Source organism: Brevundimonas intermedia, assembly GCF_027922165.1.
GTDB classification, from domain to species: domain Bacteria; phylum Pseudomonadota; class Alphaproteobacteria; order Caulobacterales; family Caulobacteraceae; genus Brevundimonas; species Brevundimonas intermedia.
Map to the genome: position 1 here is coordinate 44,144 of NZ_BSFD01000009.1, position 25,680 is coordinate 69,823.

Sequence of the window (25,680 nt, forward strand, 5' to 3'; positions counted from 1 at the left end):
TTCGTCACGTCCCGCGATCATGCTGCCATTCTACGGGCGTTTGAACGCGTGATGGGTCGATCGGCTTTCCGCGAAGCCAAGGGGTTGAATCGCCGAAGGATTGTTTTCGGAATTGCGCGCGGACGGCGCTGAGCGGGCCTGATCTTCCCCGCCATTCTTCCTTTCGTCATTCCGGGCGAAGGGCCGCTTGGCCCGTAGACCCGGAATGACGAAAGATGGGTGGGCTCAGTCCTTCAGCGCCTCACGGACGGCCGCCAGACCGTCTTCGGCCTTGGACCCGTCGGGGGCGCCGCCCTGGGCGAAGTCGGGTTTGCCGCCGGCGCCCTGGCCGCCCATGGCGATGACGGCGGCGCGGGCCAGGTCGGCGGCGTTGACGCGGTCCGTCAGGTCCGAGGTGACGGCGACGGTGACGGCGGCCTTGCCCTCGGTGACACCGATCAGGGCGACGACGCCGGTTCCGACCTGTTTACGGAAGTCCTCGGCCACGCCGCGCAGGCCCTTGCCGTCCACCCCGTCGAGGACGCGGGCCATCAGCTTGATCCCGCCGATCTCTTCCGGCGCAGAGGCCGCGCCCGAGCCGCCGCCCAGGGCCAGTTGCTTCTTCAGCTCGGCGACCTGTTTCTCCAGCGTCTTGACCGAGCCTTGCAGGGCCTCGACCCGTCCGGGGACGTCCTGGGTCTGGATCTTGAAGTCGCGGGCCAGGTTGCGCGTCACCTTGGCCTGGGATTCCAGATAGAGGCGGGCCGCCTCGCCGGTCAGGGCCTCGATGCGGCGCACGCCGGCGGCGACGCCGGTTTCCTGGATCACCTTGAACAGGCCGATGTCGCCGGTACGGGCCACATGGGTGCCGCCGCACAGTTCGACCGAATAGGGGGCGTTGTCGCTGACCAGCGAGCGGCCGAGCGTCAGGACCCGGACTTCGTCGCCGTATTTCTCGCCGAACAGGGCGATGGCGCCGGCCTCGATGGCCTCCTGCGGGGCCATCAGCCTGGTCTCCGCAGGGACGTTCTGGCGGATGACGGCGTTGACCTCGGCCTCGATGGCCGCCAGCTCGTCCTCGGTCACGGGAGCGCCGTGGCTGAAGTCGAAACGGGCGCGCTCGGAATCGACCAGCTGGCCCTTCTGGGCGACCGCCGGGCCGAGCACATTCTTCAGGGCCGTGTGCAGCAGGTGGGCGGCCGAGTGGTTGGCGCGGGTGGTGGTGCGCTTGTCGGCGTCCACCAGCTGGGCGACGCGGGCGCCGATCTGCAGCGCGCCGGCCGTGATCTGGGCCGACAGGACGTGCAGGTCGCCGGCGTGCTTCTTGACGTCCAGAACCTCGGCTTCCCCACCGGGCCATTCCAGCGTGCCCTGGTCGCCGGTCTGGCCGCCGCTTTCGGCATAGAAGGGGGTGTTGTCGAACAGGATTTCGACGATGTCGCCGGCCTCGGCCGTCTCGACCGGAGCGCCGCCGTTCATCAGGGCCAGAACCTCGCCCGAACCCTCGATGTTGTCATAGCCGGTAAAGACGGTCGGCCCCATGCGGTCGCGGATCGCCAGCCATTCATTGGTGTTGGCGGTCTGGCCCGAGCCCTTCCAATGTTCGCGCGAACGCTGGCGCTGTTCGGCCATGGCGGATTCGAACCCGTCGACATTGACCGAGAAGCCGCGACGCCGGGCTTCGTCCTGGGTCAGGTCCAGCGGGAAGCCGTAGGTGTCGGACAGGGTGAAGGCGGTCTGGCCGTCCAGCATGTCGCCCGGCTTGAAGCCTTGAACCGCGGTGTCGAACAGGGCCATGCCCCGACCGAGCGTGGTGCGGAAACGGACCTCTTCCTGTTTCAGCGTGTCCTCAATGAAGGGCTGGGCGCGGGCCAGTTCCGGATAGGCGTCGCCCATCTGGGCCACCAGGGTCGGGACCAGACGGTGCATCAGCGGGTCGGCGGCGCCCAGCAGGTGGGCGTGACGCATGGCGCGGCGCATGATCCGGCGCAGCACATAGCCCCGGCCCTCGTTCGACGGGGTGACGCCGTCGGCGATCAGGAAGGAGGACGAGCGCAGGTGGTCGGCGATGACCCGGTGGCTGGCGGCGCGCTCGCCGTCCGACTTGGTCGATGTGGCGTCTTCCGAGGCGGCGATCAGGGTTTTGAACAGGTCGGTCTCGAACACCGAATGCACGCCCTGGAGCACGGTGGTCATCCGCTCCAGCCCCATGCCGGTGTCCACGCTGGGCTTGGGAAGGTTGCGAACGATCTGGTCGTTCTCCTTCTCGAACTGCATGAAGACGTTGTTCCAGATCTCGACGTAGCGATCACCGTCCTCGTCCGGCGAGCCGGGAGGGCCGCCGGGGATCTTGTCGCCGTGGTCCCAGAAGATCTCGGTGCAGGGGCCGCAGGGACCGCTGTCGCCCATGGCCCAGAAATTGTCGCTGCCGGCGATGCGGATGATCTTGTCGTCGCCGAAACCGGTGACCTTCTTCCAGATCGCGGCGGCCTCGTCGTCGTCGATATAGACCGTGACCAGCAGGCGTTTGGCGTCCAGGCCGAATTCTTGCGTGACCAGTTTCCACGCCCGGTCGATGGCGTGTTCCTTGAAATAGTCGCCGAAGGAGAAGTTCCCCAGCATCTCGAAGAAGGTCAGGTGGCGGGCGGTGTAGCCGACATTGTCCAGGTCATTGTGCTTGCCCCCGGCGCGGACGCATTTCTGAGAACTGGTGGCGCGGGGATAGGGCGGCTTGGACGCGCCGGTGAAATAGTCCTTGAACGGCACCATGCCCGCATTGACGAACAGCAAGGACGGATCGTTCTGCGGCACCAGCGGCGCCGAGTGCACCTTCTCATGGCCGTCGGCCGCGAAGAAGTCGAGGTAGGTGGCGCGGATCTCGTTCAGGCTGGGCATTTGGGCGTGTCTTCGGCTGGGCGGTCGCTAAGGAACCGGCGTCATATAGGGTTTTGTCGGGGAACGCATCATCCGCCCCTTCCTGCCGTCATCCTGGGCCTTGTGCCCAGGATCCATACGCCCGGTATCGGACGTCGGGCCGTGTCCCCGACCGCGCCTTCACGGCGCACACCGGGCGTATGGATCCTCGGGACAAGCCCGAGGATGACGAATTTAGCGGGCGGCATTCCTCACACCCGCGGCGGCGGACCGAACTTGCCGGACTGATAGTCTTCGATCGCCTGGATGATTTCTTCGCGGGTGGTCATGACGAAGGGGCCGTGGCTGAAGACCGGCTCATTGATCGGTTCGGCGTGGCCCAGCAGGACGACGGCGTCGGTCTGGGCCGTGATCGCGACCGCGTCGCCGTCGCCTAGGGCGGCGAGGTTCCATTCGGGCACGGGGGTTCCGGCGACGCAGACCCCGCCCTTGATCGCATAGAAGAAGACGGTGCGGCCGGCGGCGACGGGGACTTCGAACCGGGCGCCGGCGGGCAGGCGGACGACAGCCAGATGAATGTCGATCAGCGACTGGATCGGCGCCTTGACCCCCAGCCATTCGCCGGAGACCGGCTCGACCGTGACGCCGCTCTCGGTGGTGAAGGTCGGGATGTCGGCGGCCTGAAGCCCCACATAGTCGGGCTTGGTCATCTTCAGCCGGGACGGCAGGTTCACCCACAGTTGCAGGATCTCCATCGGCCCGCCGTCGCGCTTGAAATCGGCCGGCGACAGTTCGGCGTGGATCAGGCCCGAGCCGGCGGTCATCCACTGGATCCCGCCCGCCTTGATGATGCTCTCGCCGCCGCCGGAGTCGTTGTGGGCCAGTTCGCCGTCCAGGATGAAGGTGACGGTTTCGAACCCCCGGTGCGGGTGCGGGCCGAAGGGCAGGCCGGCGTTGCCCGGCGCATAGGTCTGGGGCCCGTGGTGGTTCAGGAACAGGAAGGGATCGACCTGGTCCAGTCCCGGACCGGGCACCGGGCGGCGCGTGGTCAGGTCGCCGATGTCGTCGCGGTGGGCGGGATGCAGGCGAAGAACGGGGCGGGGCGTGGTCTCGGTCATGGGGTCCATATAAGGGCCGGCGCGGTTTTGGCGAGCGTGGCGCGGCGCGGCGATCCAAAACCCAGGGCGCCGCGTAAAAGCTTCGTCTCAGGCGGAGCGTGGATCGATCATGCCTTGAATATCGCGATTTCGACACGGATCGGGCTAAGCGACGCTAGAATCCGCTAAGTGATCAACGGTCCGTTGACACCGTCCCTCTAGGGTCACAAAAGCCTTCGCAACCGCACACGGCGATTGAATTCATTCGCTTTTGAGAACCATTCGCATGACTCAACCCAACCCGACCCCGGGGGTTGCATCGGGCGACCGGACCGGTCGTTTCGTCGTCCAGCCCAACGGTCACAAGACGCCGCTCTCCCCCCACATGGGAATCTGGCGCTGGCACGTGACCATGGCCGCCTCGATCCTGTTCCGCGCGACCTTGATCGCGGCCAGCGTCGGCCTGGTGTTCATTGTCGCCTGGCTGGGCGCCCTGGCCTTCGGGCCCGAGGCCTATGAGACGGCCCTGGCCCTGGCGGGTTCGCCGCTGGGCCTGTTCGTCGGCTTCGGCCTGACGGCGGTCCTGTTCTCCTTCATCCTGAACGGCGCGCGCCACACGATCAACGACACGGGCAACGGGCTGACGATCAAGTCGGCGACTGCGCTGTCGAACATCGCGGTCTGGGCGCCGGTCCCCCTGGCGATCCTGTTCTGGGTCGTCCTGTTCGCTGTCGGGAGGGTCTCGCTGTGAGCGGCGCCGTTAAGTTCAAGAACAACGTCAAGATTTCCGAGCGCCACGGCGGCGGCGAATGGCTGGCCGAGCGGGTGCTGCTGACGGCCCTTCTGCCGCTGGGCCTGTGGGTCGCCTCGACCGGCTTCACCCTGGCGGGCGCCGCTTATGACGCCGTGCTGGACTGGTTCGCCAATCCGCTGAACGCCGGCCTGCTGGCGGTCACGGCCGTGCTGCTGTTCGGCTATCTGAGCCTGGCCTGGAAGGTCATCCTTGAGGACTATGTGCCCCAGGCCGGCGCCCGCAAGGCGCTGACGGGTCTGCTGAACCTGGTCTTCTTCGTGCTGGCGGCCGCCAGCCTGTTCTTCATCGTGCGGTTGGCGCTGGGTTCTGCGCCCCTGCCCGCCGGTTTCGGAGCCTGATTCCCTGATGGCCGCTTACGAACTGATCGACCACGAATACGACGTCGTCGTCGTCGGCGCTGGGGGCTCCGGCCTTCGCGCCGCCCTCGGCGCCGCCCAGCAGGGACTGAAGGTCGCCTGCGTCACCAAGGTCTTCCCGACCCGCTCGCACACGGTCGCGGCGCAGGGCGGCATCTCCGCCTCGCTGGGCAATATGGGCGAGGACAGCTGGCAGTGGCACATGTACGACACCGTCAAGGGGTCGGACTGGCTGGGCGACCAGGACTCGATCGAATATCTGGTCCGCAACGCGCCCAAGGCCGTCTACGAGCTGGAACACTGGGGCGTGCCTTTCAGCCGCACCGAGGAAGGCAAGATCTATCAGCGCGCCTTCGGCGGCATGACCCGCAACTTCGGCGAAGGCCCGGTGCAGCGTACCTGCGCCGCCGCCGACCGCACAGGCCACGCCATCCTGCACACCCTGTACGGCCAGTCGGTGCGTCGCGAAGTGAAGTTTTTCGTCGAATATTTCGCGCTGGACCTGATCATGCAGGACGGCGCCTGCACCGGCGTGACGGCGCTGCAACTCGACAACGGTCAGCTTCACCAGTTCCGCGCCAAGATGGTGGTTCTGGCCACCGGCGGATACGGCCGCGCCTATTTCAGCGCCACCAGCGCCCACACCTGCACCGGCGACGGCAACGCCATGGTGTTGCGCGCCGGCCTGCCGCTGCAGGACATGGAGTTCGTCCAGTTCCACCCCACCGGCATCTACGGCGCCGGCTGCCTGATCACCGAGGGCGCGCGCGGCGAGGGCGGATACCTGACCAATTCGGAAGGCGAGCGCTTCATGGAACGCTATGCCCCGACCGTGAAGGATCTGGCCCCGCGCGACATGGTCAGCCGCTCCATGACCATCGAGATCCGTGAAGGGCGCGGCGTGGGTCCGAACAAGGACCACATCTTCCTGCACCTGGACCACCTGGATCCCAAGATCCTGCACCAGCGCCTGCCGGGCATTTCCGAAAGCGCCAAGATCTTCGCCGGCGTGGACGTGACCAAGGCGCCGATCCCGGTCCTGCCGACCGTCCACTACAATATGGGCGGCATACCGACCAACTATCACGGCGAAGTCCTGACCCTGCGCGACGGCAACCCCGACAGCGTGGTGCCCGGCCTGATGGCTGTGGGCGAGGCGGCCTGCGTCTCGGTGCACGGCGCCAACCGCCTGGGCTCCAACTCCCTGACCGACCTGGTGGTGTTCGGCCGCGCCGTCGGCCTGCGCTGTGGCGAGGTGGTGGACAAGGCCTCGGCCGTGCCGTCCGCCTCCAAGACCCAGACCGACGCCCACCTGGCCCGCCTGGACCGCTTCCGTAACGCCAACGGTTCCACTTCTACGGCGGAACTTCGCCTTTCTATGCAGAAATCTATGCAGGCCGATGCAGCGGTGTTTCGGACCGGCGAGACGTTGCAGCAGGGCGTGGACAAGCTGCGGGCGATCGATGCGGCGGGGGATGATATCAAGACCACCGATCGCGGCCTGATCTGGAATACGGATCTGATGGAGACGCTGGAGTACGACAACCTGATCGCCCAGGCCGTCGTCACCATCGAGAGCGGGCTGAACCGCACGGAATCGCGCGGCGCCCACGCCCGCGAGGACTATCCGGACCGGGACGACGCCAACTGGATGAAACACACCCTGGCGTGGAAGCGTCCGGGCGAGCAGGTCCAGATCGACTACCGCCCCGTGCACAATTACACGATGTCCGACGACATCGCGTACATCGAGCCCAAGGCTCGGGTTTACTGAGGTCGAACACAGATGGTTCAACTCTCCCTCCCCCGCGGCTCCAAGCCGACCAAGGGCAAGGTCCACAAGGCCGCGCCCGGCTCCAAGGACGTCAAGACCTACAAGGTCTATCGTTATGACCCCGAGGTCGACGCCGACCCGCGCTGGGACACGTTCGAGGTGCCCACGGGCGACCACGGTCCGATGCTGCTGGACGCCCTGATCCACATCAAGAACGAGATCGACCCGACGCTGTCGTTCCGGCGCTCGTGCCGCGAAGGCATCTGCGGCTCCTGCTCGATGAACATCGACGGGCGCAACACCCTGGCCTGCACCAAGGGCTGGGACGAGTGCCAATCGCACAACATCACCATCGCCCCCCTGCCGCACCAGCCGGTGATCAAGGACCTGGTGACGGACCTGAGCCTGTTCTACGCCCAGTATGACTCGATCCAGCCCTATCTCCAGTCGGACGAGCCCGACCCGGAACAGGAACGGCTCCAGACCCCGGCCGAGCGCGAAAAACTGGACGGCCTGTACGAGTGCATCCTGTGCGCCTGCTGCTCCACCTCCTGCCCCAGCTACTGGTGGAACCAGGAGGAATACCTCGGCCCGGCGGCGCTGCTGCAATCCTATCGCTGGATCTCCGACAGCCGCGACGACGCCACGCAGAAACGTCTGGACGACCTGGAAGACCCGTTCAAACTGTACCGCTGCCACACCATCATGAACTGCGCCCAGGTCTGCCCCAAGGGCCTGAACCCGGCCAAGGCCATCGCCGAAACCAAGAAGCTGATGGTCGCCCCCAGCCGCAAGAAACAGGCGGCCTAACCGCCGCCTATGCCCCGATGACCGCTGAGGTCCTGCTGTTCGCCTATGGCACGCTGCAGGACCCGGCGGTCCAGACGGCCGTCTTCGGACACGTTCTGGAGCCCCACCCTGGAACGGGCGCCCCGGACCGACTGAGCGGTTTTCGCCTGTCGCACATCCCCGTCGAAGATCCCCCCATCGACGGGCCCACCGTCGACGCCCCCCAGATCGCGGCCGAGACCGGCCTGACCCACTATCCGATCCTGGTCCCGACGACGGCCGAAGCCCCGCCCGTCCCCGGCCGCCTCTACCCCCTGACCCCCGCCCACCTGACCGCCGCCGACGCCTATGAGGGCGAGGCCTATCGCCGGGTGCGGGTGACGACGGAGGCGGGGGCGGAGGCGTGGGTTTATGTGGCGGCGGAGGGAGTCGACCTCAGGGGCAACGCAGTGATATTGTCGCCTTATTAGCGGCGCTGGTTTTTCGGGCCGTCGAACAGAGCGTGGCGAGGCAGATATAGTGGCATCGGAACAGGGCATTCCTACGATGCGTTCGATCTCTCCGTTCCGCTATCCGGGCGGCAAAGCATTCTTGTATAAGTATCTGCTGGGTCGGCTCGCGTCTTTGCCTGATGGTCAGCGCTTCTATGCCGAACCATTCTGTGGTGGGGCCGGAGCGGCTGTCATCCTGTTGAAACTTGACGCAGCCAGCGAGATTCACCTGAACGACGCCGATCCTAAGGTGTTTGCCGCGTGGCAGGCGATCTTGAATGAGCCTGACCGCTTTGCTGCGGAGATTATGAAAACCCCGGTCGACATGCCGACTTGGTATGCATGTCGAGACCTCGTTCAAACTTCCACGGAGCCAAACTTCGAACTGGGTTTCGCGACCTTCTTTCTGAACCGCACGAGCCGGTCGGGTATCGTCGTGGGAGCTGGCCCGATTGGGGGGTACGATCAACGCGGCAACTGGAAAATTGACGCTCGCTTCAATCGAGAGGCGTTATCGGATCGCGTTCGCTGGTTGGGCTCGATGCGGGAGCGCATCCATATCACCCATGAAGATGCGCTGACCTTCCTCTCAAGATCGGCCTCGCGGCTCGAAATTGATCGGACGTTGTTCTTTGTTGATCCGCCTTACGTGACAGCGGGGGGGCGGCTCTATCTGAACGCGATGAACGATGGGAAGCACATCGCTCTTAGCGATATGCTTCAGGACGGGAAGCTGCCGCATTGGGTCCTCACTTATGATGACCATCCTCTAATCAGAGAATTGTATGATCGTCAGATCATCACGGACTTGGCGGTAACCTACAGCCTTCAAAACAAGCGCAAGGAGCGCGAAGTTCTAATCAACGATCAGGCCGCCTTGGCGTAATCGTAAAAATCCCCGAGCCAATTACGTAGTTCATCGACACGATCTGCACCATCAATTGCGACGCCGTTGAGACCAAGCTGTAGTCCTTCCCATGCGCACAGCGGTAGCCGAAGGCGATCAAGTATAGCGCGGTGAAATTGATGAAGGTGGTTCCAATCGCGCTCGTCGAGGACGCGATAGGGGATCACGGTAACGTGGGATAGGTTGCCCGTCATCAAGTCCTGCATGTAGGCACGTTCGAATGTCCGTGCGTGGTCAGCGACGGGCTTATCGGTCCAGTTTTTCCCGCTCGCCGTTTGGCCGAAGAAGAAGGCCGTAGGCGGGGGCCTACCCCCTGGTGTCCAAGCGATGACATCTACGCCGCCGTCCTTCTCTTGCGGTGGAGTATACTGTCCCGGCGGATTTCTCACGGTGAAACCGCCACCTGCAGCGGCCGCTCGTGTCAGCAAAGCGATAATGGTTTCGCCCTGCTGTCTCGGCCAGCCAACGCTGAAGGCGGGTCCGCGGGTTAGCCCGGCAAGGCCGAGTGTCGCGATGATCTGAAAAACCTGGTTCCGAAGGGTGGTCAACATCTGGCCAGCAGGCGGAGCTAGCAGGATCTCTGATCCAGTGACGTGGGCAGCAACAAGGCAGATGAGGTAAAACGCAAACTGGGTGTCTCGCCACTCTCCATTGGCAATCAGCTCGTCGCCTGCGTCCGACAGCTGAAAGGGATAAGTGGGGCCAAGCGCTTGGCGCCGCTTCTCGACCTCGTTCTCCAACTCTTCAACGAGTTGCTCGCGCTTTTTGTCGCGCTCGCCGATATCATCTTCAGGTGTTTCCTCCTGCTCAAGCAGAGACCCGATTAGGGCGTCTACCCGAGCAACGTGGAATTCGTCGAACAACGCCGCCAGCTCAAGCCAGTCGACGAGGTCGTCCACCTTCAGGCTCAAGGTGGGAGCATCGATCGGTCCGGCCATCCGCGTTATTTCGGCACGCTTGTGACGGCCGCGTCGACCTGAAGTTTGACCATTGATGCTCGACGGGCTGCTGATTCCGCGATTGTCTGGAGCTCCGGCTGCGATACTGGGTCAAAGCCTTCCATGGTTGAAAGCGCGTGAGACAACTCAGCGTTTGCCGCGATGAGGTGGCGCTGGAAACGAACATCAGCCGGCGTTGCGGTAATGATCGCTTCGTTAAGGTCATTCCGCTCGGCAAGGATGCGAATGGCGGCGGGGGACGCCAGCACTTCTCGTAGTCGACCCAGATCCGGGTTTTGGCTCTTCACCGCCGGCTCGATGTCACGATCCTTCGAGCCATAAAGCCAAGTCAGCAGATTGCGCAATTCGTCGTATCTGTCCGCCGGTACCGGGTTGTTATCCGGATCCGCGCTCCGATCAGGGCGAGGCATTCCGAGGTAGTTTGTGAACTCCTCGTAGGAAAGACCTGTATAAAGGTGAGAGAAGCTGAACGATTTCTTCTTTCTGTCTCCAATGTCGTAAACACCGTTTTCCTCGGCCTGGTTCAGCACGTGTAGGGCTGCGACCATCCGGTGCATCGTCATGTGCTGGTCGCCCATGCGGCTGGCGATCTGCTGCAAGTTCATGCCGCTCTGGCCTGGTTTTTTCTGCTCATCAGCTAGCCATCGGGCGGCAAACCTTGCTTTGGCGAATGCATCCCAAGACTGAGGGCCGTTGATGTGTTTGAACCCGATCAGGTCCCGGGCGTCGTCCTCGTGCGCTACACGAAAGACAAGCAGCTGATTTAACGTCTCAGCCTTCTCTCGCGTGATCGGGGGAACAGATACTCGCGCCGCCTTGGCCAGCTCGGGATCTCTAAGGGCTTTCACTGCCGCGAGCCGCCGGTTGCCTTCCAGGACGGCCAACCGCCCGCCGCGCTCAATAACGATAAGCGGCTCGATGTTTATGTAGCCAGCCGTAGAGATTGATTGGACCAGCTCGGCCAAATCCGCGGAGGTAGCCAGCATGGCCACTACCGCGCTGTCGCTATCGCTTGTCGGTTCTTTGTCCGGCGTGAAGCGCGGATTGTTCTGATCGAAATCGAGGAGTTCAACCGGGACCTTGTGGGCCTCCCCGATCGGTGGAAGGTGAATATTACCTTCAGCCATGCTGTGTCCTTGGCTCAACCGCAGAGCTCAGTGCTATCCGGGCGATGTGGGCTCTATGGCCCTTTCGCAAATTCTAAGTCAACAGCCCCGTCCGACACGGCGCGGGCGATCTATGCCTTTCGGAGCGCCCTTCTCTCGAGGCCACGCAGGTGTCAGCGGCGATCAAACCTGCCGTTTCAATCAGTCTATGGGCCGTCCCGGCGCAGGTCGTCTACATCTAGGTCCAGCGGCGCGCGGCCTTCCAAGGCAAGCAGGCGGCTGCTCCAGTCTGAATGGGCCGGGGTTTCCGTCATGACCTCGCCGGGCTCCGCCGAAGTGGGCGCGGGCGGGGCGGCGGGGATCTTGCGCCTGTCGGTCATGGCGGGAGGATGCCATGGAGCGTCTGCCCCGTCGATGAGCGCCCTTGCGCCCACGCCCCGGCTTGATATGAGCGGCGCATGGCCAGCATCACCTATATCGAGCATGACGGAACCGAGCACGTCGTTGACGTGAAACCGGGGCTCTCTGTCATGGAGGGCGCGATCCGGAACAATGTGCCGGGGATCGATGCGGATTGCGGGGGGGCCTGCGCCTGCGCCACCTGCCATGTCTATGTGGATGAAGCCTGGCGCGAGGCGGCGGGCAAACCCTCGGCCATGGAGGAGTCGATGCTGGACTTCGCCGAAGAGGTCGAGCCCAACAGCCGGCTGTCGTGCCAGATCCGGGTGTCGGAGGCGCTGGACGGCCTGGTGGTGCGGTTGCCGCAGAACCAGCACTGATCGGCGGGTTCTTCGTCCCACTTAGGATGGCCCGACTTGTGATGGGTTGGGCGGTCCAGCGCTTATAACTGGACGATCGAAAGTCTGGGACTTCAGCGGCTTGAGGCGCGCGAGGGCCGATTTGCGCGCCTGAGGTGCGGGTGCGCGAATACTGGGCGCATGACAGGCAAGAGCAAATTCACGGACAAGGTGTGGAACGAGGAGATCGGGCCGCGCTACGCCAATGACCACAGCGTCACCGGCAAGCAGATCGCCGAGGAGCTGGGGCTGCACGAGGTGACGCTGAGTTCGCAGATGCGGCGGCGCGGCTTCTATCGCTATCAGCGCGCGGGGACGCCGCCGCCCGCCTTTACGGCCGCGGCGGCGGAGGGGCTGAAGCGGTGCGAAATCCTGGCCTTCGACTGGGATCCCGACAAGCCCGAGGCGACGATGGCGACGCTGAACGCGCGCGCGGCCCTGGCGGCGCGGGAGGGGTGGCTGCCGGAAATGGGCGGGTTGCTGCGGGCCAAGCGGTTCGTGGGCATGGACGCCGTGCGGTTCGGCCCCTGGGCGGGGATGTCGCTGGCCAAGGCGCTGGGGATGCCGGATGCCGCGGGGCTGGGCGACGATGCGGAGCCGGGGCCGGAGCTGGTGCTGAGGACGGCGCAGCAGCCGCCGGAGGACGCCTGGTCCGCCTGGCTGTTCCTGGGCGGACGGGGGGCGGGCAAGACCCTGGCGGGGGCGTCGTGGGCGGCGGACGAGGCCGAGCGGCTGGGGCCCGGCGGGCGGCTGGCCCTGGTGGGGGCGACCCTGCACGATGTGCGCGAGGTGATGATCGGCGGGCCCAGCGGCATCATGGCCCTGCCGCGCTGGCGGGGGCGGGCGCGGCCGGTCTATGAATCGACGCGGCGGCGGCTGGTGTTCCCGAGCGGGGCCGAGGCCTGGGCCTTTTCCGCCGAGGACCCCGACAGCCTGCGCGGGCCGCAGTTCGCCGGGGCCTGGGCCGATGAATTCTGCGCCTGGGCGCGGCCGGACGAGACCCTGGCCATGCTGCGCCTGGGGCTGAGGCTGGGGCGGGATCCGCGTCTGGTGGTGACGACCACGCCCCGGCCGATGGCGGCGCTGAAGGCCTTGCGGGCCGAGGCCGGGTGCGTGACCACCCATGCGCCGACGCGGGACAACGCCGAGAACCTGGCGCCGGGGGTGATCGCGCGGCTGGAGGCTCTGTACGGCGGCACGCGGCGGGCGGCGCAGGAGATGGAGGGGCTGATCCTCGACGTCGAAGGGGCGCTGTTCCGGGCGGAGGATCTGGCGCGGGCTAATCTGGATAGCGGAGCGGCGCCGGCGCGGTTCGACCGGGTGGTGGTGGCGATCGATCCGACCACCACGCCGGGGGGCGACGCCTGCGGCATCGTGGCGGCGGGGCGTGTGGGGACCCAGGCCTATGTCCTGGCCGACCGGTCGATGCGGGGGCTGAGCCCCGACGGCTGGGCGCGGCGGGCCCTGGCCTGCGCCGCCGAGTTCGGGGCCGGGGCCATCGTGGCCGAGGTCAATCAGGGCGGGGACATGGTGGCCCATGTGCTGAAGACGCTTGAGCCCCATGTGGTGGTGCGCGAGGTGCGGGCCACGCGCGGCAAGCGGATGCGGGCCGAGCCGGTGGCGGCCCTGTACGAACAGGGGCGGGTGACGCACCTGGGCCGGCTCCGCGACCTGGAGGAGGAGCTGATGGCCCTGGGCGGGGACGAGACGGGCAGTCTGGACCGGGCCGATGCCCTGGTCTGGGCCCTGACCGACCTGATGCTGGGGGAGGAGGGGGAGGGGCCGTGGTTCAGGGTCTTGTAGCCCCATGACCCCGCCATTGGCGCGTGACGGGCGGCGGCGGGCGCGCTAGAGCCTGATCCATGAACGATACGCCGAAAAAGGGCTGGTTCCAGCGCCTGTCCGCGGGGCTCTCGCGCTCCTCCAAACAGATGACCGACCAGGTCGTCGCCAGCTTCGTCAAGGAACCCCTGTCCGAGGCGGCGCTGGAGCAGCTGGAGGAACATCTGCTGGAAAGCGACCTGGGGCCGGCGGCCTCGGCGCGGATCGTCGACCGGTTCCGGGCGCTGAAGTTCGGCAAGGACGCCCAGGAGCGCGAGGTCAAGGAGGCTTTGGCCGAGGCGGTGGCGGCCGAACTGGCGCCGCGCCAGGCGACCTTCGATCCGCTGAAGGGGCCCAAACCCTATGTGGTGCTGTTCGTCGGGGTGAACGGCTCTGGCAAGACCACGACCCTGGGCAAGATCGCCGCCGACCTGACGGGCAAGGGCGCCAAGGTGATGATCGTCGCCGGCGACACCTTCCGCGCCGCCGCCCGCGAACAGCTGAAGGTCTGGGCCGACCGGGCCGGGGCCGATTTCGAGAGCCGGCGGGACGGGGCGGATGCGGCGGGCCTGGCGTTTGACGCCTATACCAAGGCGCGGGCCGAGGGGTTCGACGTGGTCCTGATCGACACGGCCGGGCGGCTGCAGAACAAGTCGGCCCTGATGGACGAACTGCTGAAGATCGTGCGGGTGCTGAAGAAGGTGGACCCGGAGGCGCCGCACGACACGCTTCTGGTGCTGGACGCCACGGTGGGGCGCAACGCCCTGGCCCAGGAACAGATCTTCGGCCGCACCGCCTTCGTCACCGGGGTTGTGATGACCAAGCTGGACGGGACGGCGCGGGGCGGGGTGCTGGTGCCCGTGGCCCAGGCGTCCGACGCGCCCCTGATGCTGATCGGCGTGGGCGAGGGGGTGGAGGATCTGCAAGCCTTCGACGCCCGCGCCTTCGCCCGCTCGCTGGTGGGACTGGAAGACTGAGATGACCGAGACATCCGCCCCCGAGACCAAGAACCGCCAGTGGATCCGCCAGCTGGTGGATTTCGGCGCCCTGGCCGCCTTCATGATCAGCTATTTCGTGACGCGGGACATGATCCTGGCGACCTGGGTGCTGGTGGGGGCCTCGGCCCTGGCGCTGGGGGCCGGCTATGCGGTCGAGCGGCGGTTCGCGCCCCTGCCGCTGATCACCGGCCTGTTCGCCCTGGTGTTCGGCCTGCTGACCGTCTTCACCCACGACGACCTGTATGTGAAGCTGAAGCTGACGGTGCAGAACGGCCTGCTGGCGGTGGTGCTGCTGGGCTCGATCCCGCTGAAGAAATATCCGTTCAAGGCCCTGCTGGGCTCGGCCATCAAGGTCAATGACGCCGCCTGGCGGACCCTGACCCTGCGCTACGGCCTGTATTTCCTGGCCGTGGCCGTGCTGAACGAGGTGTTCCGCAGCCCCGCCGCCGTGACCGCCATCTGGCACGCCCTGGGCCGCGACACGCCCAATCCGAACGACGTCTGGACCGGTTTCCGCGGGGTTCTGTGGATCGCCGCCTCGGTCTTCGGCCTGTCGCAGGTGCCGCTGATCATGCGCAACATGACCAAGGACGAAGAGCCCGGCCCGGTCTCGCCCGACACTGGACTGTGATGGAAGCGCGGTAGCGCACAGACAAAATGTCGCGTAACCGACATACTTCTCGCGTCAAATCGTAAAGCGCCGCTGGTACGCGTGCGGACGAAAGACAATCGGGGGACGGTCGATATGGTCAAGTCGGGCAAGGCGTTGCGCAAGGTCGGGCCTCTGGCCACCTCGCCCAGCCATCTGATGCACCGCGCGCTGCAACTGGCGCTGGACATCTATTCCGAGGAAACGGGCGCCGACGGCCTGACCCAGCGCCAGTTCGCGGTTCTCGAGGCCGCCTCGCTGAAGGCCGGCCTGACCCAGACGGAACTGGTGCGGATGACCGGCATCGACCGTTCCACCCTGGCCGATCTGGTCACCCGCATGACCGCCAAGGGCCTGCTGGAGCGCGAACGCTCGACCCTGGACGCCCGCGCCAAGGCGGTTCGTCTGTCCACGGAGGGCGCCGCCCGTCTGGAGGCCGCCCGGCCGCTGGTCGAGGCCGCCGACAAGCGGATCATGGCCCTGCTGCCCAAGGGCCAACGCGAGGTCTTCCTGAGCCAGCTGGCCGAACTGGCCGCCGCCGCCGACGCCGCCCCCGACGCCGCCAAGGCCGAGGCCAAGGCCGCCAAGAAGGCCGCGAAACTGGCCGAGAAGGAAGCCAAGAAGGCCGAAAAGGCCGCGAAGAAGGCGGTCCGCCCGGCCAAGGCCGCCAAGGCCAAGAAGCCCAAGCTGAAGGTGGTCGAGGTCGCCTGATCGGCGCCCGGCCGACGCCCTCGGACGCGTTGCGAGGATGACGGGGGTACGGCGCTCGCCGTGTGACGCCTGTGGGACGTCAAGAGCCCCTCCACCGCTTCGCGGTCCCCCTCCCCACGGTGTGGGGAGGAGACGGCGATGAACTAGGCCTAGGTTTCCGCTCGCAATTCTCAAACCGTCATCCCAGGGCTTGTCCCTGGGATCCATACGCCCGGTGTTCGAAGGGGGTGCGCCCTGCGGACACACCGGGCGTATGGATCCTCGCCACAAGGGCGAGGATGACGAGGCGGGGGCGGATTTCTCCCTCAGCGGCGCTGGGGTCCGCACCCCGTTTCAAACCGCAAGATAGGGCGAGCGCGCGACGGGGGCGGGCGCCAATCTGGGCCCATCACGACGGATGAGGACGATGACGACGGCGCTGGACCACTATCATGCCCGGATGCTGAGGGTGCTGGATCATATCGACCGGCATCTGGACGGCGATCTGGACCTGGAGACGGTCAGCGGCGTCGCGGCCTTTTCCAAATTCCATTTCCACCGGCAATTCAAGGCGACCTTCGGGCTGTCCCTGCACCGCTATGTCCAGCTGGCGCGGATGCGACAGGCCTCCAAGCGGCTGGCGGACGAACAGGGGGCCAGCGTGACCGACATCGCCCTGGACGCCGGTTACGAGACGCCCGACGCCTTCGCCCGCGCCTTTCGCCAGAGGTTTCGGCAGTCGCCGTCCGATTTCCGGAAATCGCCCGACTGGGCGCCGTGGCTTCAGGCCTTCGGGCCGCTCAACTCAGCCAGGAGCAGGCTCATGCCCACGACCTTCACCCCCGATCAGGTGACGATCCGCGAGACGCCCCCGATCCGCGCAGCGATCTTCGAACATCGGGGCGATCCCGCGACCATCGACGCCACGGTCCAGCGGTTCATCGCCTGGCGCAAGGCCGCCGGCCTGTCGCCCCAGACCCATCCGACCTTCAACATCTGGCATTCGGAACGGCGCCCCGCCGACCCGGCTGATTATCGGATGGACCTGTGCGTCGGCCTGAACCCCGGTCAGCGGGTGGAGGCTGAGGACCCGTCGGTCAAGGCGGGCGAAATCCCCGGCGGGCGGTGCGCCGTGCTGCGCGTCACCGGCGACACCCATAATCTGGAGCCCGCCGCCCTGTATCTGTACCGCGAGTGGCTGCCGGCCAGCGGGGAGGAGATGCGGGACTTTCCGATCTATTGCCAGCGGCTGTTCGTGGGGGAGCCGGAGATGGGGGCGGCGGCGGAGTTGTTCTTGCCGCTGAGGTGAGGGGAGAGGCCGGGGTTCGGGGCTGGCGGCAGTTTCACAAATCGAACCGCTGCGGACCTTCCTCGCTCCCCATTCTCACGTCATTACGATAACGTCAGCCCATGAAATGGCTTGATGAGCAGCGAGCATATTTGAAGAAGGTCGGCCCAGCTCGTTACTGGACGATGATCGTCGGCACGGTGCTGTTTGTGTCGATTTGGAGCTTCTCCGAAGTTTGGGTCTCGGGCCAAATTGGCTGGCCAGAAGCATACGGTGTCCATTGCCATCGCAAATGCCTGCTGCCGTGGATGTGGAATAGTCCGAAGCTGCTGCTCGACGGGAGCGTGCCCGCTATAGCGATGTTCGCACTTCTTTGGTTGCCATTGCCTGCCTTTCTGTGGGGCATCAGTAAACTGGCGCGCAATCCCAAGTCTCGGAAGCGGATGTGAGCGAACTTGGCGACGGAAACGCTGTTGTAGGACTGCCGCCGACCGCACCAACATCCCTTGGCGTCGCCTGCTTTTGGGCTGACGACGCATTGTTCGACAGAACCCCAAACCGTCATCCTCGGGCTTGACCCGAGGATCGAGCGGTCCGCCGCTTGTGCGATCACCCTGACACAGCGCCCGATCGGCGCCCGGTCCTCGGGTCAAGCCCGAGGATGACGAAGCGGGGGGAGTTAAGAGCCCCTCCACCACGCTACGCGCGGTCCCCCTCCCCGCAAGCGGGGAGGATACTAGGGCGCGGCAGCGTCTGCTAGGTGATCAGGAGCCGATTTCGCAAACCGACCCATAGCTGAACTTTGGCGCGTCCGCTCTTGGGCTTTGGGGCCAATGTCCGCTTTCCGCGCTGGTGTCGATGTCGTGGTCCGACCCATTTCGGACATTCTAATCACATCGCGAGGCTCTCGAAGTCAGGCATCTCTCCGAGCCTGACGACCGGAAGTGAGTTATCCGTTTTCGCTGCTTCCAGAACGGTGAGGTCAGCCTCAACCCAGTTGGAAAAACCGAGGTCGCGCCAAGAATATCCTTCCGTCTGCTCGCTGCTGAAAAGCCAAGCCACATAGGCTTGCGCGACAGTCTCGCCCCACTGGAGGGCTTCCGCAGGGGTGCTGCTGACGATCCAAAGGGCGACACTGTCCTCGTCGTCAAATCCACGCGCGGCGTTGTTCCTATACTGATTGGGCGTTTCGAAGCCGAAACGGAAGAGGTGCTTGTCGATCATGCTTTGACAGTATGCGATGACCATCACCGGTCAATGTCAGCTTTCCACCCCAAACAGCCCTTCGCAATGTCCGCCTTTGGACCCCACCCCGTCATCCTCGGGCTTGACCCGAGGACCGAGCGGTCCGCCGCTTGTGCGATGATCCTGACGCAGCGCCCGATCGGCGTCCGGTCCTCGGGTCAAGCCCGAGGATGACGAAGCGGGGGGGCGTTGAGAGCCCCTCCACCACGCTGCGCGCGGTCCCCCTCCCCACTGTGTGGGGAGGAGACGGTTTCGCCCTACGACTTCCTCAACCGCTTCGCGTTGGCGACGGCGGTCTTGTGGATGGGGGTGAGGGCGTCGGTGTGGGCCTGGGTCAGTTCGGCGGTCAGGGTCTGGGCCTGGCCGGCGGCGCGGCTCCACCAGCCTAGGGCGTAGCGGAGCTGGGCCTGGGCGGCCTCGGCGGGGGTGTGGGCGCCGGCGATTTCGGTCGCGGCGTGGAGGGCGCGTGCGCCCTCGTCCAGGGCGTCGCGGCTCAGGCGTTCGCCGACTGCGCCGGCGCTGGCGGTCAGGGCGGCGGCGGAGGCGGCCATGGCCTCGGTCTTTTCCGAGCTCATCAGCGCCAGTTCGACCGGGTCCTGGCCCTTGGGGTCCGTCAGGCCCTGGGCCATCAGGGTGGTGCGGGCGGCGATGACCTCGGCCGAGGCGGACAGGAGTTCGGCGCCCAAGACGGCCGGAGTCAGGACAGCCGGCGAGCGGGCTTTGCGGGTCAGGACGTCTCTCCGGGCCGGACTTCGGCGGCGAAGGCCGCGACGTCGGACAGCAGGGCGGGCACGGCCAGGTCGATGATCCGCCGGCCCTTTTCGGGGCTGGCCTGGGCGGGGTCGGAGCCGATGCGGCCGTCGGGGAAGCGGGCGCGATAGTCGAGGGCGTCGCGGATCGGGCCGCTGGGCGCGATCTTGGGGGCGTATTCCGCCGTCTTGATCCGGTCGGGATAGGCGGCCTGGGTCACGGCGATCTCGGACGGGGTGGCGTGCATGCCGTGGCCGGTGGGGAAGATTTCGTTGCACAGGCCCTGGACGCCCGGGAGGTCCCACCAGTTCTTGAGCTTCAGAACAAACGGGGGTTCGTCCTCGACGAAGCTCCACTCGGCGTAGATTTCCGAGAAGGTGGCCTCGATGGTGGCGACGTTTCCGCCGTGGCCGTTGAGGAAATAGATCCGCTCGAACCCGTGCCGGCTCAGCGACGAGACCCAGTCGGTGATGGCGGCCATGAAGGTGGAGGGGCGCAGGCTGATGGTGCCGGCGAAGGCCAGGTGATGCTGGGCCATGCCGATGTTGAAGGTGGGGGCGACCATCAGGGCGGCGTCCGACCGCTCGGCCTCATGGGCGATGATCTCGGGGCACAGCCAGTCGGTGCCCAGCAGGCCCGTCGGCCCGTGCTGCTCGTTGGAGCCGATGGGGACCACGACCGTCTTCGACAGGGGCTGGTCCGCCGCGATACGGGCGTCGATCTCGGGCCAGGACGACAGGTGGATCAGCATGGGCGAACTCCTTTACGCGACCGGTCTCAACTAGCGCGATCCACGGTTGGCGCATAGGCCGTGACGAAGAGGCGGGCGGCCTCGCGGGCGCGGCGGAGGCGGCGGTCGGCGTCGATCTGGGGCACGTTCAGCATGGCCCGCAGATGGCCGTGGCCCAGGACCAGGCCCGAGAACATCTCGGCCGCCTCGTCCGGGTCGGCCACGTTCAGCCGGCCGGCGCGCGTCTGGTCCGCCAGCCAGGCCGCCAGCAGTTTCAGGCTGCGCAGGGGCCCGGCCTCGTACACGGCCTGGGCGATCTCGGGCGCCTCGGTCGACATCAGCATCACCCCGCGCATCGAGCCGACCTTGTCCGGGTGGCAGATGCGCTCCAGCAGGATCAGGGCCAGGGCCTCCAGCACCTCGGCGGGGGCGCCGGCGGACTTCAGCGGGGCGACGATGGCCTCGGACCTCTGGTTCGCCATAGCCCGGGCGATCTCCAGCTTGGAGGCGAAACGGTTGTAGACCGTCTGTTTGGAGACACCGGCGACGCGGGCGATTTCGTCCATCGAGGCCGCCAGGCCCTTGTCCGCGAACAGGGTGGCGGCGGCGTCGAGGATGGCCTCGCTCTTCTTCTCGTCGATCTGGCCTCTGCGGCGCGCCATCAGTGGGCGTCCGACGGGGGCGCGCCCGGCTGGGCCTTGACCGGCTGGGCCAGCAGGGTGACGAAGGCGGCCCCGGCGCACATGATCCCCAAGAGGGCGAAGGCGTCGCCGAAGGCCATGGTCGTGGCCTGTTTCTGCAGGATGCCATAGACGGCCTTCATCGCCGAGGCGGCCGGGTCGATGGCGCCGGCGTACCTCTGAGCCAGGCCGGCCATCATGTTGCGCATGGCCTGGTCGCCCTGGGCGATGCCGCTGGTCAGTTCGCCGATATGGACGGCGGTGTTGGTGGTCAGGCTGGTGTTCAGAATGGCCAGGCCGAAGGCGCCGCCGACATTGCGCGCGAGGTTGACCAGGCCCGAGGCGTTCTTGACCATATGCGGCGGCAGGGTGGCCATGGTCACCTGCTGCGAGGCGATCATGGCCAGCATGACGCCGACGCCGCGGAAGGCCTGGACCGAAGCGAACTCCCAGAAGCCCCAGTCGTCGGTGACGACCCGCGCCTCCCACATGCCCCAGGCGCACAGCATGAAGCCGCCGAACATCAGGATCCGCGCGTCCATCTTGCGCACCAGCCGCCCGGCGAAGGGGGCGGTGGCGAACATGGCGAGACCCGAGACGATCATGGTGGTGCCCACCTGGGACGACGAATAGTCCAGCACCCGACCCAGGAACAACGGCAACAGGAAGGTGCCGCCGTACAGGGCGAAGCCGACGATGAAGGTCATGATGAAGCCGACCAGGAAGTTGCGGTTGGCGAAGGCGCGCAGCTCGACGATGGGCTGACGATAGGCCAGGGAGCGCCAGATGAAGATCGGCCCGGCCACGGCGGCGACCACCGACAGCAACAGGATGGAGGTGTCGTCGAACCAGTCGTTCTTGGAGCCTTCCTCCAGCACATATTGCATGCTCATCAGGAAGGTCGCCATGAAGCCCAGGCCCCACCAGTCGAACCCCTTGGCCAGGGACGGGTCGCCCTTGTCGAAGTTCCCGTAGCGGCCGACCAGAAACAGGACCACGAGGCCCGGCGCGACATTGATGAAGAACAGCCAGCGCCAGCTGAGCCAGTCGGTCAGGTGTCCGCCCAGGGTCGGGCCGACGGTCGGCGCCAGGGTGACGATCAGCCCCATGACCACGCTGGCCGTGACCCGCTTGTCCGGCGGAAAGGCGGTGAAGGCCACGGCGAAGACGGTCGGGATCATGGCCCCGCCGACGAAGCCCTGGATGGCCCGGAACAGGATCATCATGTCGATGGAGGTCGACAGGCCGGTGGCGATGCTCATCAGGACGAAGCCGGCGCAGGAGGCCAGGAACAGCCGCTGGGTGCCCCACAGTCGCGACAGGAAGCCGGACAGGGGGATCATCACCACCTCGGGGATCAGATAGGCGGTCTGGATCCAGCTGATCTCGTCGGCCGAGGCGCCGACCCCGGCCTGGATCTGGGGCAGGGAGGCGGCGACGATCTGGATGTCCAGAATGGCCATGAACTGGCCCACCACCATGCCGGCGAAGCCGAGCAGCAGCATGGTCCAGTTGATCTCGGGATGGCCGGCGACGGGGCCCTTGGCGTCGGAAGGGGCCCCGCCGTTTGCGGCAGGGGCGACGGCGGTCACGGGCGGGGCGCCTCGTTGGCGGCCATCTGGGCGCCGACGGCGGCCTCGGCGAAGCTCTGGCCGCCCTCGCTCTTCAGGTCCACCTTGACGTCTACCGATAGGCCGGGGCGCAGGGCCAGGCCCCGATCGGCGCCGCTGACGACGATGCGGACCGGGACGCGCTGGGTGATCTTGGTGAAGTTGCCGGTGGCGTTCTCAACCGGGATCAGGGCGAACTCGGAGCCGGTGGCGGGGGCGAAACTGTCGATCCGGCCCTCGATCTTGCGACCGGGGAAGGCGTCGGCCGAGATCTCGACCGTCTGGCCCAGACGCATCTTGTCCAGCTGGGTCTCCTTGAAGTTGGCCACGACATAGGTCTGGGTCAGGGGCACGATGGACAGGAGCTGGGTCCCGGCGTTGACGTACTGGCCGGGGCGGACGCTGCGGGCGCCGACGACGCCGGCGATGGGGGCGCGGATGACGGTGCGTTCCAGGGCGATGCGGGCGGTCTCGACCCCGGCGCGGGCCTGTTCGACGGCGGCGACGCTCTGTTCGCGGGTCGAGCCCAGCACACCGGCGGTGCGCTGTTCGGCGACCAGGGCGGCCTGGGCCTGTTGCACGCTGGCGTCGGCGGTGGCGGCGCCGGCGCGTTCGGTCTGGATCCGCTGCTGCGAGACCCAGCCCTGCTGGGCCAGCTTGCCGTAGCGGTCGACCTCGGCGCGGGCCAGGCCGGCCTGGGCGCGGGCCTGGGTCACGGCGGCGGCGCGGGCGGCGATGGCGGCCTGTTCCTGTGCGGACTGGGCGTCGACATTGCCGACGGCGGCGATGGCGGCCTGGAGATTGGCCTCGGCGCGGGCGAGTTCGGCGCGCTGGTCGCTGTCGTCCAGCTTGACCAAGACCTGACCGGCCTCGACCCGCTGGTTGTCGCCGACCAGGACTTCGGTCACCCGGCCCGCCAGCTGGGGGCTGATCAGGGTGGTGTCGGCCTGGACGAAGGCGTTGTCGGTGCTCTCCCACCTCTGGCCGTTCATCCACCAGACAATCCCGCCCGCGATCAGGGCGATACCGACGAGGACCGCGGCGAACAGCGGCAGGCGTTTCTTCAGTTCAGGCGACATGGGACATCCGGGGGAGGGTGCGGCGTTTTGAAGCGGGGCTAAAATGGACGTCGCCGTCCAAAAATCAATATCCAATCGACAAATGCCGGATCACGCGTGGTTTTCGTGTATTTCCCTGCCCATGATCGATCGTGTTTCCGCCTCCCATCCGCTGCCGTCCCAGGTCGATGTGGCGATCATCGGCGCGGGGGCGGCGGGGATCGCCGCCGCGCGGCGGCTGATGCGGCCCGGCCTGTCCGTTCTGGTGCTGGAAGCCCGTGACAGGGTCGGCGGCCGCGCCTGGACGGCGCGGGTCGAGGGCGAGGGCCTGGACATGGGGTGCGGCTGGCTGCACTCGGCCGACGACAATGTCCTGGCCGGGCGGGTGGAGGCCGAGGGCCTGACCCTGGACCAGACCCCGCCGCCGTGGCGGACCCAGGCCTTCGATCACGAGATGACGCCCGCCGACCAGGCGGCGTTCGGCGAGGCCTTCGCCGCCTTCGATCAGCGCGTGACCGAGGCGGCGGCGCGAGGTGAGGACCGGCCCGCGTCCGACTTCTTCGATCCGGACAGCCGTTGGAACGCCCGGATGGACGCCATCTCGGGCGCCCTGAACGGCGCGCGGTTCGCCGAGGTGTCCAGTCTGGACTACGACGCCTATGGCGACACCGGGGTGAACTGGCGGGTGCGCGAGGGCTATGGCCGACTGATCGCCCGGCTGGGCGAGGCGGCAGCGGACGCGGTGGTGCGCGACTGCGCCGTGCGTCGGATCGACCGGTCCGGCCCTCTGCTGCGGCTGGAGACCAGCCGGGGCGAGCTGACGGCGCGGGTCGTGATCCTGACGGTTCCCAACAGTCTGATCGCCACCGAGGCGGTGCGGATCGACCCGCCGGTTCCGGCCTGGCTGGAGGCGACGGCGGGCGTGCCCCTGGGCCTGGCGTCCAAGGTGCATATGACGATGCGGGGCGCGGGGGACTTCCAGCCGGACACCCAGCTGTGGACCCGGACCGACACCGCCGAGACCGGCGGCTATCATCTGCGGCCGTTCGGGCGGCCGATGATCGAGGCCTATTTCGGCGCCGGACTGGCCTGGGGGCTGGAGGCTGAAGGGCCCGCCGCCCTGGTCGACTTCGCCGTGTCCGAACTGGTTGCGGCCCTGGGGTCGAACCTGCGGCGCAGGCTGGAGGCCGTGGCGGTGTCGAACTGGGGCGTCGATCCCTGGTCGCGCGGCGCCTATTCCCACGCCTTGCCGGGCCATGCGGGCGACCGGGCCAAGTTGCGGGTTGCGGTCGAGGACCGGATCTTCCTGGCCGGCGAGGCGACGGCGCCGGTCTATTACGGTACGGCCCACGGCGCCTGGATGGAGGGCGAGCGGGCGGCGGATGCGGCCCTGATAAGCCTGGGCCTTGACCCGCGCGGCGACGACGGCGACAGCGAGGCATGAAGCCGACCAAGGCCCGAAAACCCGCCGCCAAGCCGCTCAAACCCGGCCCGAAACGCCCGGCGGTCATGACCGGGGCGTCCGTTCCGGTGCTGCGCTGGCCGCCGGACGAGGACCGGGTCGAGACCATTTTCGAGCGGCTGTCCGGGATCATGCCCGAGCCGAAGACCGAGCTGAACTTCTCCAACCCCTTCACCCTGGTGGTCGCCGTGGCCCTGTCGGCCCAGACCACGGACGTCGCCGTCAACAAGGCCACCGACCGGCTGTTCCAGGTCGCCGACACGCCGGAGACGATGCTGGCTTTGGGGGAGGAAGGCCTGGTCCCCTATATCGCCTCCATCGGCCTGTATCGCGGCAAGGCGAGGAATGTCATCGCCCTGTCCCGCCTGGTGCTGGAGAAGCATGGCGGCGAGGTTCCGCTGAACCGCAGCGATCTGCAGGCCCTGCCCGGCGTGGGGCGCAAGACCGCCTCTGTGGTGCTGAACGAGCTGGGGATCGAGGCCGCCATCGCCGTGGACACCCATGTCTTCCGCGTCTCGCACCGGCTGGGCCTGGCCAATGCGGGGACGCCGGACAAGGTGGAGGCCCAGCTGTTCAAGGTCGTGCCCGACCAATGGCTGCCCAAGGCGCACCACTGGCTGATCCTGCACGGCCGCTACACCTGCACGGCGCGCAAGCCGAAATGCCTGTCCTGTGTCATCGCCGACCTGTGCCCGTCGCGGGCGGGGCTGATGGCGCTGGGGGAGGCGGGTTAGCGGGAACGGCGCGGGGCGTTGG

At 66.8% G+C, this 25,680-nt stretch carries 26 protein-coding genes; 15 read left to right on the forward strand and 11 right to left on the reverse strand.

Annotated features, from left to right (window positions below; translation table 11 throughout):
- Window positions 1–225: 225 nt before the first annotated feature.
- Together alaS and PKE72_RS11725 are read right to left on the reverse strand one after the other, a co-directional pair.
- A complete protein-coding gene (gene alaS / locus PKE72_RS11720) occupies window positions 226–2,874 on the reverse strand; it encodes an alanine--tRNA ligase (protein WP_271165561.1) in 2,649 nt (882 codons plus the stop codon).
- Window positions 2,875–3,104: 230 nt separating this feature from the next.
- Window positions 3,105–3,971, reverse strand: a complete 867-nt coding sequence (locus tag PKE72_RS11725) for a pirin family protein (protein ID WP_271165562.1) — start codon at window positions 3,969–3,971, stop codon at window positions 3,105–3,107.
- A gap of 265 nt (window positions 3,972–4,236) precedes the next feature.
- On the opposite strand from PKE72_RS11725, the gene sdhC reads away from it, so the two are divergent.
- From sdhC to PKE72_RS11755, 6 genes are all read left to right on the forward strand, one after another.
- Window positions 4,237–4,701, forward strand: a complete 465-nt coding sequence (gene sdhC / locus PKE72_RS11730; RefSeq protein WP_271165563.1) for a succinate dehydrogenase, cytochrome b556 subunit — start codon at window positions 4,237–4,239, stop codon at window positions 4,699–4,701.
- Window positions 4,698–5,102, forward strand: a complete 405-nt coding sequence (sdhD, locus tag PKE72_RS11735; RefSeq protein ID WP_271165564.1) for a succinate dehydrogenase, hydrophobic membrane anchor protein — start codon at window positions 4,698–4,700, stop codon at window positions 5,100–5,102. Before sdhC ends, sdhD begins: the two co-directional genes overlap by 4 nt.
- Window positions 5,103–5,109: 7 nt before the next feature.
- Window positions 5,110–6,894, forward strand: a complete 1,785-nt coding sequence (gene sdhA / locus PKE72_RS11740; protein ID WP_271165565.1) for a succinate dehydrogenase flavoprotein subunit — start codon at window positions 5,110–5,112, stop codon at window positions 6,892–6,894.
- A gap of 12 nt (window positions 6,895–6,906) precedes the next feature.
- The gene (locus PKE72_RS11745) at window positions 6,907–7,704 is read left to right on the forward strand and encodes a succinate dehydrogenase iron-sulfur subunit (RefSeq protein ID WP_271165566.1); all 798 of its coding nucleotides are present in this window, start codon (window positions 6,907–6,909) and stop codon (window positions 7,702–7,704) included.
- Between the two features lie 17 nt (window positions 7,705–7,721).
- Window positions 7,722–8,153, forward strand: coding sequence for a gamma-glutamylcyclotransferase family protein (locus tag PKE72_RS11750; RefSeq protein ID WP_271165567.1), 432 nt, complete (start codon window positions 7,722–7,724; stop codon window positions 8,151–8,153).
- A gap of 76 nt (window positions 8,154–8,229) precedes the next feature.
- Window positions 8,230–9,060, forward strand: coding sequence for a DNA adenine methylase (locus tag PKE72_RS11755; protein ID WP_271165568.1), 831 nt, complete (start codon window positions 8,230–8,232; stop codon window positions 9,058–9,060).
- On the opposite strand, the gene PKE72_RS11760 is transcribed toward PKE72_RS11755, so the two are convergent.
- From PKE72_RS11760 to PKE72_RS11770, 3 genes are all read right to left on the reverse strand, one after another.
- Complete coding sequence (locus PKE72_RS11760) at window positions 9,042–9,992, reverse strand: hypothetical protein (RefSeq protein ID WP_271165569.1); 951 nt, start codon at window positions 9,990–9,992, stop codon at window positions 9,042–9,044. The two genes, PKE72_RS11755 and PKE72_RS11760, sit on opposite strands and share 19 nt — an antisense overlap.
- Window positions 9,993–10,024: 32 nt before the next feature.
- Window positions 10,025–11,167 (reverse strand): ParB/RepB/Spo0J family partition protein, encoded by a 1,143-nt coding sequence (locus PKE72_RS11765; RefSeq protein ID WP_271165570.1) that lies wholly within the window; start codon window positions 11,165–11,167, stop codon window positions 10,025–10,027.
- Between the two features lie 185 nt (window positions 11,168–11,352).
- Window positions 11,353–11,526 (reverse strand): hypothetical protein, encoded by a 174-nt coding sequence (locus PKE72_RS11770; protein WP_271165571.1) that lies wholly within the window; start codon window positions 11,524–11,526, stop codon window positions 11,353–11,355.
- 78 nt (window positions 11,527–11,604) lie between these two features.
- Here PKE72_RS11770 and PKE72_RS11775 point away from each other — a divergent pair, with 78 nt between their 5' ends.
- From PKE72_RS11775 to PKE72_RS11805, 7 genes are all read left to right on the forward strand, one after another.
- Complete coding sequence (locus tag PKE72_RS11775) at window positions 11,605–11,925, forward strand: 2Fe-2S iron-sulfur cluster-binding protein (RefSeq protein ID WP_267515239.1); 321 nt, start codon at window positions 11,605–11,607, stop codon at window positions 11,923–11,925.
- Between the two features lie 159 nt (window positions 11,926–12,084).
- Window positions 12,085–13,746: a DNA-packaging protein gene (locus PKE72_RS11780; RefSeq protein WP_271165572.1), complete on the forward strand. Its 1,662-nt coding sequence runs from the start codon at window positions 12,085–12,087 to the stop codon at window positions 13,744–13,746.
- 59 nt (window positions 13,747–13,805) lie between these two features.
- On the forward strand, window positions 13,806–14,741 hold the full coding sequence (gene ftsY / locus PKE72_RS11785) for a signal recognition particle-docking protein FtsY (protein ID WP_271165573.1): 936 nt from the start codon (window positions 13,806–13,808) through the stop codon (window positions 14,739–14,741).
- Window position 14,742: 1 nt separating this feature from the next.
- Window positions 14,743–15,393, forward strand: coding sequence for an inner membrane-spanning protein YciB (locus PKE72_RS11790; RefSeq protein ID WP_271165574.1), 651 nt, complete (start codon window positions 14,743–14,745; stop codon window positions 15,391–15,393).
- 114 nt (window positions 15,394–15,507) lie between these two features.
- Entirely contained in the window at window positions 15,508–16,122 is a 615-nt protein-coding gene (locus tag PKE72_RS11795; protein ID WP_271165575.1) for a MarR family winged helix-turn-helix transcriptional regulator, read from the forward strand.
- Window positions 16,123–16,528: 406 nt separating this feature from the next.
- A complete protein-coding gene (locus PKE72_RS11800; protein WP_271165576.1) occupies window positions 16,529–17,410 on the forward strand; it encodes an AraC family transcriptional regulator in 882 nt (293 codons plus the stop codon).
- A gap of 101 nt (window positions 17,411–17,511) precedes the next feature.
- The gene (locus tag PKE72_RS11805; RefSeq protein WP_271165577.1) at window positions 17,512–17,838 is read left to right on the forward strand and encodes a hypothetical protein; all 327 of its coding nucleotides are present in this window, start codon (window positions 17,512–17,514) and stop codon (window positions 17,836–17,838) included.
- A gap of 442 nt (window positions 17,839–18,280) precedes the next feature.
- On the opposite strand, the gene PKE72_RS11810 is transcribed toward PKE72_RS11805, so the two are convergent.
- The 6 genes from PKE72_RS11810 to PKE72_RS11835 all read right to left on the reverse strand — a co-directional run bounded on the left by PKE72_RS11810 (window position 18,281) and on the right by PKE72_RS11835 (window position 23,483).
- Entirely contained in the window at window positions 18,281–18,613 is a 333-nt protein-coding gene (locus PKE72_RS11810) for a hypothetical protein (RefSeq protein ID WP_271165578.1), read from the reverse strand.
- Between the two features lie 278 nt (window positions 18,614–18,891).
- Entirely contained in the window at window positions 18,892–19,320 is a 429-nt protein-coding gene (locus tag PKE72_RS11815) for a phasin (protein WP_271165579.1), read from the reverse strand.
- A gap of 41 nt (window positions 19,321–19,361) precedes the next feature.
- The gene (locus PKE72_RS11820; protein WP_271165580.1) at window positions 19,362–20,135 is read right to left on the reverse strand and encodes a creatininase family protein; all 774 of its coding nucleotides are present in this window, start codon (window positions 20,133–20,135) and stop codon (window positions 19,362–19,364) included.
- A 26-nt stretch (window positions 20,136–20,161) separates the two neighbouring features.
- Entirely contained in the window at window positions 20,162–20,776 is a 615-nt protein-coding gene (locus PKE72_RS11825) for a TetR/AcrR family transcriptional regulator (RefSeq protein WP_271165581.1), read from the reverse strand.
- Entirely contained in the window at window positions 20,776–22,386 is a 1,611-nt protein-coding gene (locus PKE72_RS11830) for a DHA2 family efflux MFS transporter permease subunit (protein WP_373878097.1), read from the reverse strand. Before PKE72_RS11830 ends, PKE72_RS11825 begins: the two co-directional genes overlap by 1 nt.
- Window positions 22,383–23,483 carry an HlyD family secretion protein gene (locus PKE72_RS11835; protein ID WP_271165582.1) on the reverse strand — a complete coding sequence of 367 codons (1,101 nt, stop codon included), beginning with the start codon at window positions 23,481–23,483 and terminating at the stop codon, window positions 22,383–22,385. The genes PKE72_RS11830 and PKE72_RS11835 overlap by 4 nt, the downstream gene beginning before the upstream one ends.
- 121 nt (window positions 23,484–23,604) lie before the next feature.
- On the opposite strand from PKE72_RS11835, the gene PKE72_RS11840 reads away from it, so the two are divergent.
- On the forward strand, window positions 23,605–24,906 hold the full coding sequence (locus PKE72_RS11840; protein ID WP_271165583.1) for a flavin monoamine oxidase family protein: 1,302 nt from the start codon (window positions 23,605–23,607) through the stop codon (window positions 24,904–24,906).
- Window positions 24,903–25,658, forward strand: a complete 756-nt coding sequence (nth, locus tag PKE72_RS11845; RefSeq protein WP_271165584.1) for an endonuclease III — start codon at window positions 24,903–24,905, stop codon at window positions 25,656–25,658. The genes PKE72_RS11840 and nth overlap by 4 nt, the downstream gene beginning before the upstream one ends.
- Window positions 25,659–25,680 lie beyond the last annotated feature (22 nt).

Excerpts from the sequence above, each read along its gene's own strand:
- alaS (WP_271165561.1), bottom strand. The coding sequence starts at position 2,874 with ATGCCCAGCCTGAACGAGATCCGCGCCACCTACCTCGACTTCTTCGCG.
- PKE72_RS11725 (WP_271165562.1), bottom strand. The coding sequence starts at position 3,971 with ATGACCGAGACCACGCCCCGCCCCGTTCTTCGCCTGCATCCCGCCCAC.
- sdhC (WP_271165563.1), top strand. The coding sequence starts at position 4,237 with ATGACTCAACCCAACCCGACCCCGGGGGTTGCATCGGGCGACCGGACC.
- sdhA (WP_271165565.1), top strand. The coding sequence starts at position 5,110 with ATGGCCGCTTACGAACTGATCGACCACGAATACGACGTCGTCGTCGTC.
- PKE72_RS11745 (WP_271165566.1), top strand. The coding sequence starts at position 6,907 with ATGGTTCAACTCTCCCTCCCCCGCGGCTCCAAGCCGACCAAGGGCAAG.
- PKE72_RS11750 (WP_271165567.1), top strand. The coding sequence starts at position 7,722 with ATGACCGCTGAGGTCCTGCTGTTCGCCTATGGCACGCTGCAGGACCCG.
- PKE72_RS11755 (WP_271165568.1), top strand. The coding sequence starts at position 8,230 with ATGCGTTCGATCTCTCCGTTCCGCTATCCGGGCGGCAAAGCATTCTTG.
- PKE72_RS11765 (WP_271165570.1), bottom strand. The coding sequence starts at position 11,167 with ATGGCTGAAGGTAATATTCACCTTCCACCGATCGGGGAGGCCCACAAG.
- PKE72_RS11770 (WP_271165571.1), bottom strand. The coding sequence starts at position 11,526 with ATGACCGACAGGCGCAAGATCCCCGCCGCCCCGCCCGCGCCCACTTCG.
- PKE72_RS11775 (WP_267515239.1), top strand. The coding sequence starts at position 11,605 with ATGGCCAGCATCACCTATATCGAGCATGACGGAACCGAGCACGTCGTT.
- PKE72_RS11780 (WP_271165572.1), top strand. The coding sequence starts at position 12,085 with ATGACAGGCAAGAGCAAATTCACGGACAAGGTGTGGAACGAGGAGATC.
- ftsY (WP_271165573.1), top strand. The coding sequence starts at position 13,806 with ATGAACGATACGCCGAAAAAGGGCTGGTTCCAGCGCCTGTCCGCGGGG.
- PKE72_RS11790 (WP_271165574.1), top strand. The coding sequence starts at position 14,743 with ATGACCGAGACATCCGCCCCCGAGACCAAGAACCGCCAGTGGATCCGC.
- PKE72_RS11795 (WP_271165575.1), top strand. The coding sequence starts at position 15,508 with ATGGTCAAGTCGGGCAAGGCGTTGCGCAAGGTCGGGCCTCTGGCCACC.
- PKE72_RS11800 (WP_271165576.1), top strand. The coding sequence starts at position 16,529 with ATGACGACGGCGCTGGACCACTATCATGCCCGGATGCTGAGGGTGCTG.
- PKE72_RS11805 (WP_271165577.1), top strand. The coding sequence starts at position 17,512 with ATGAAATGGCTTGATGAGCAGCGAGCATATTTGAAGAAGGTCGGCCCA.
- PKE72_RS11810 (WP_271165578.1), bottom strand. The coding sequence starts at position 18,613 with ATGATCGACAAGCACCTCTTCCGTTTCGGCTTCGAAACGCCCAATCAG.
- PKE72_RS11820 (WP_271165580.1), bottom strand. The coding sequence starts at position 20,135 with ATGCTGATCCACCTGTCGTCCTGGCCCGAGATCGACGCCCGTATCGCG.
- PKE72_RS11825 (WP_271165581.1), bottom strand. The coding sequence starts at position 20,776 with ATGGCGCGCCGCAGAGGCCAGATCGACGAGAAGAAGAGCGAGGCCATC.
- PKE72_RS11835 (WP_271165582.1), bottom strand. The coding sequence starts at position 23,483 with ATGTCGCCTGAACTGAAGAAACGCCTGCCGCTGTTCGCCGCGGTCCTC.
- PKE72_RS11840 (WP_271165583.1), top strand. The coding sequence starts at position 23,605 with ATGATCGATCGTGTTTCCGCCTCCCATCCGCTGCCGTCCCAGGTCGAT.
- nth (WP_271165584.1), top strand. The coding sequence starts at position 24,903 with ATGAAGCCGACCAAGGCCCGAAAACCCGCCGCCAAGCCGCTCAAACCC.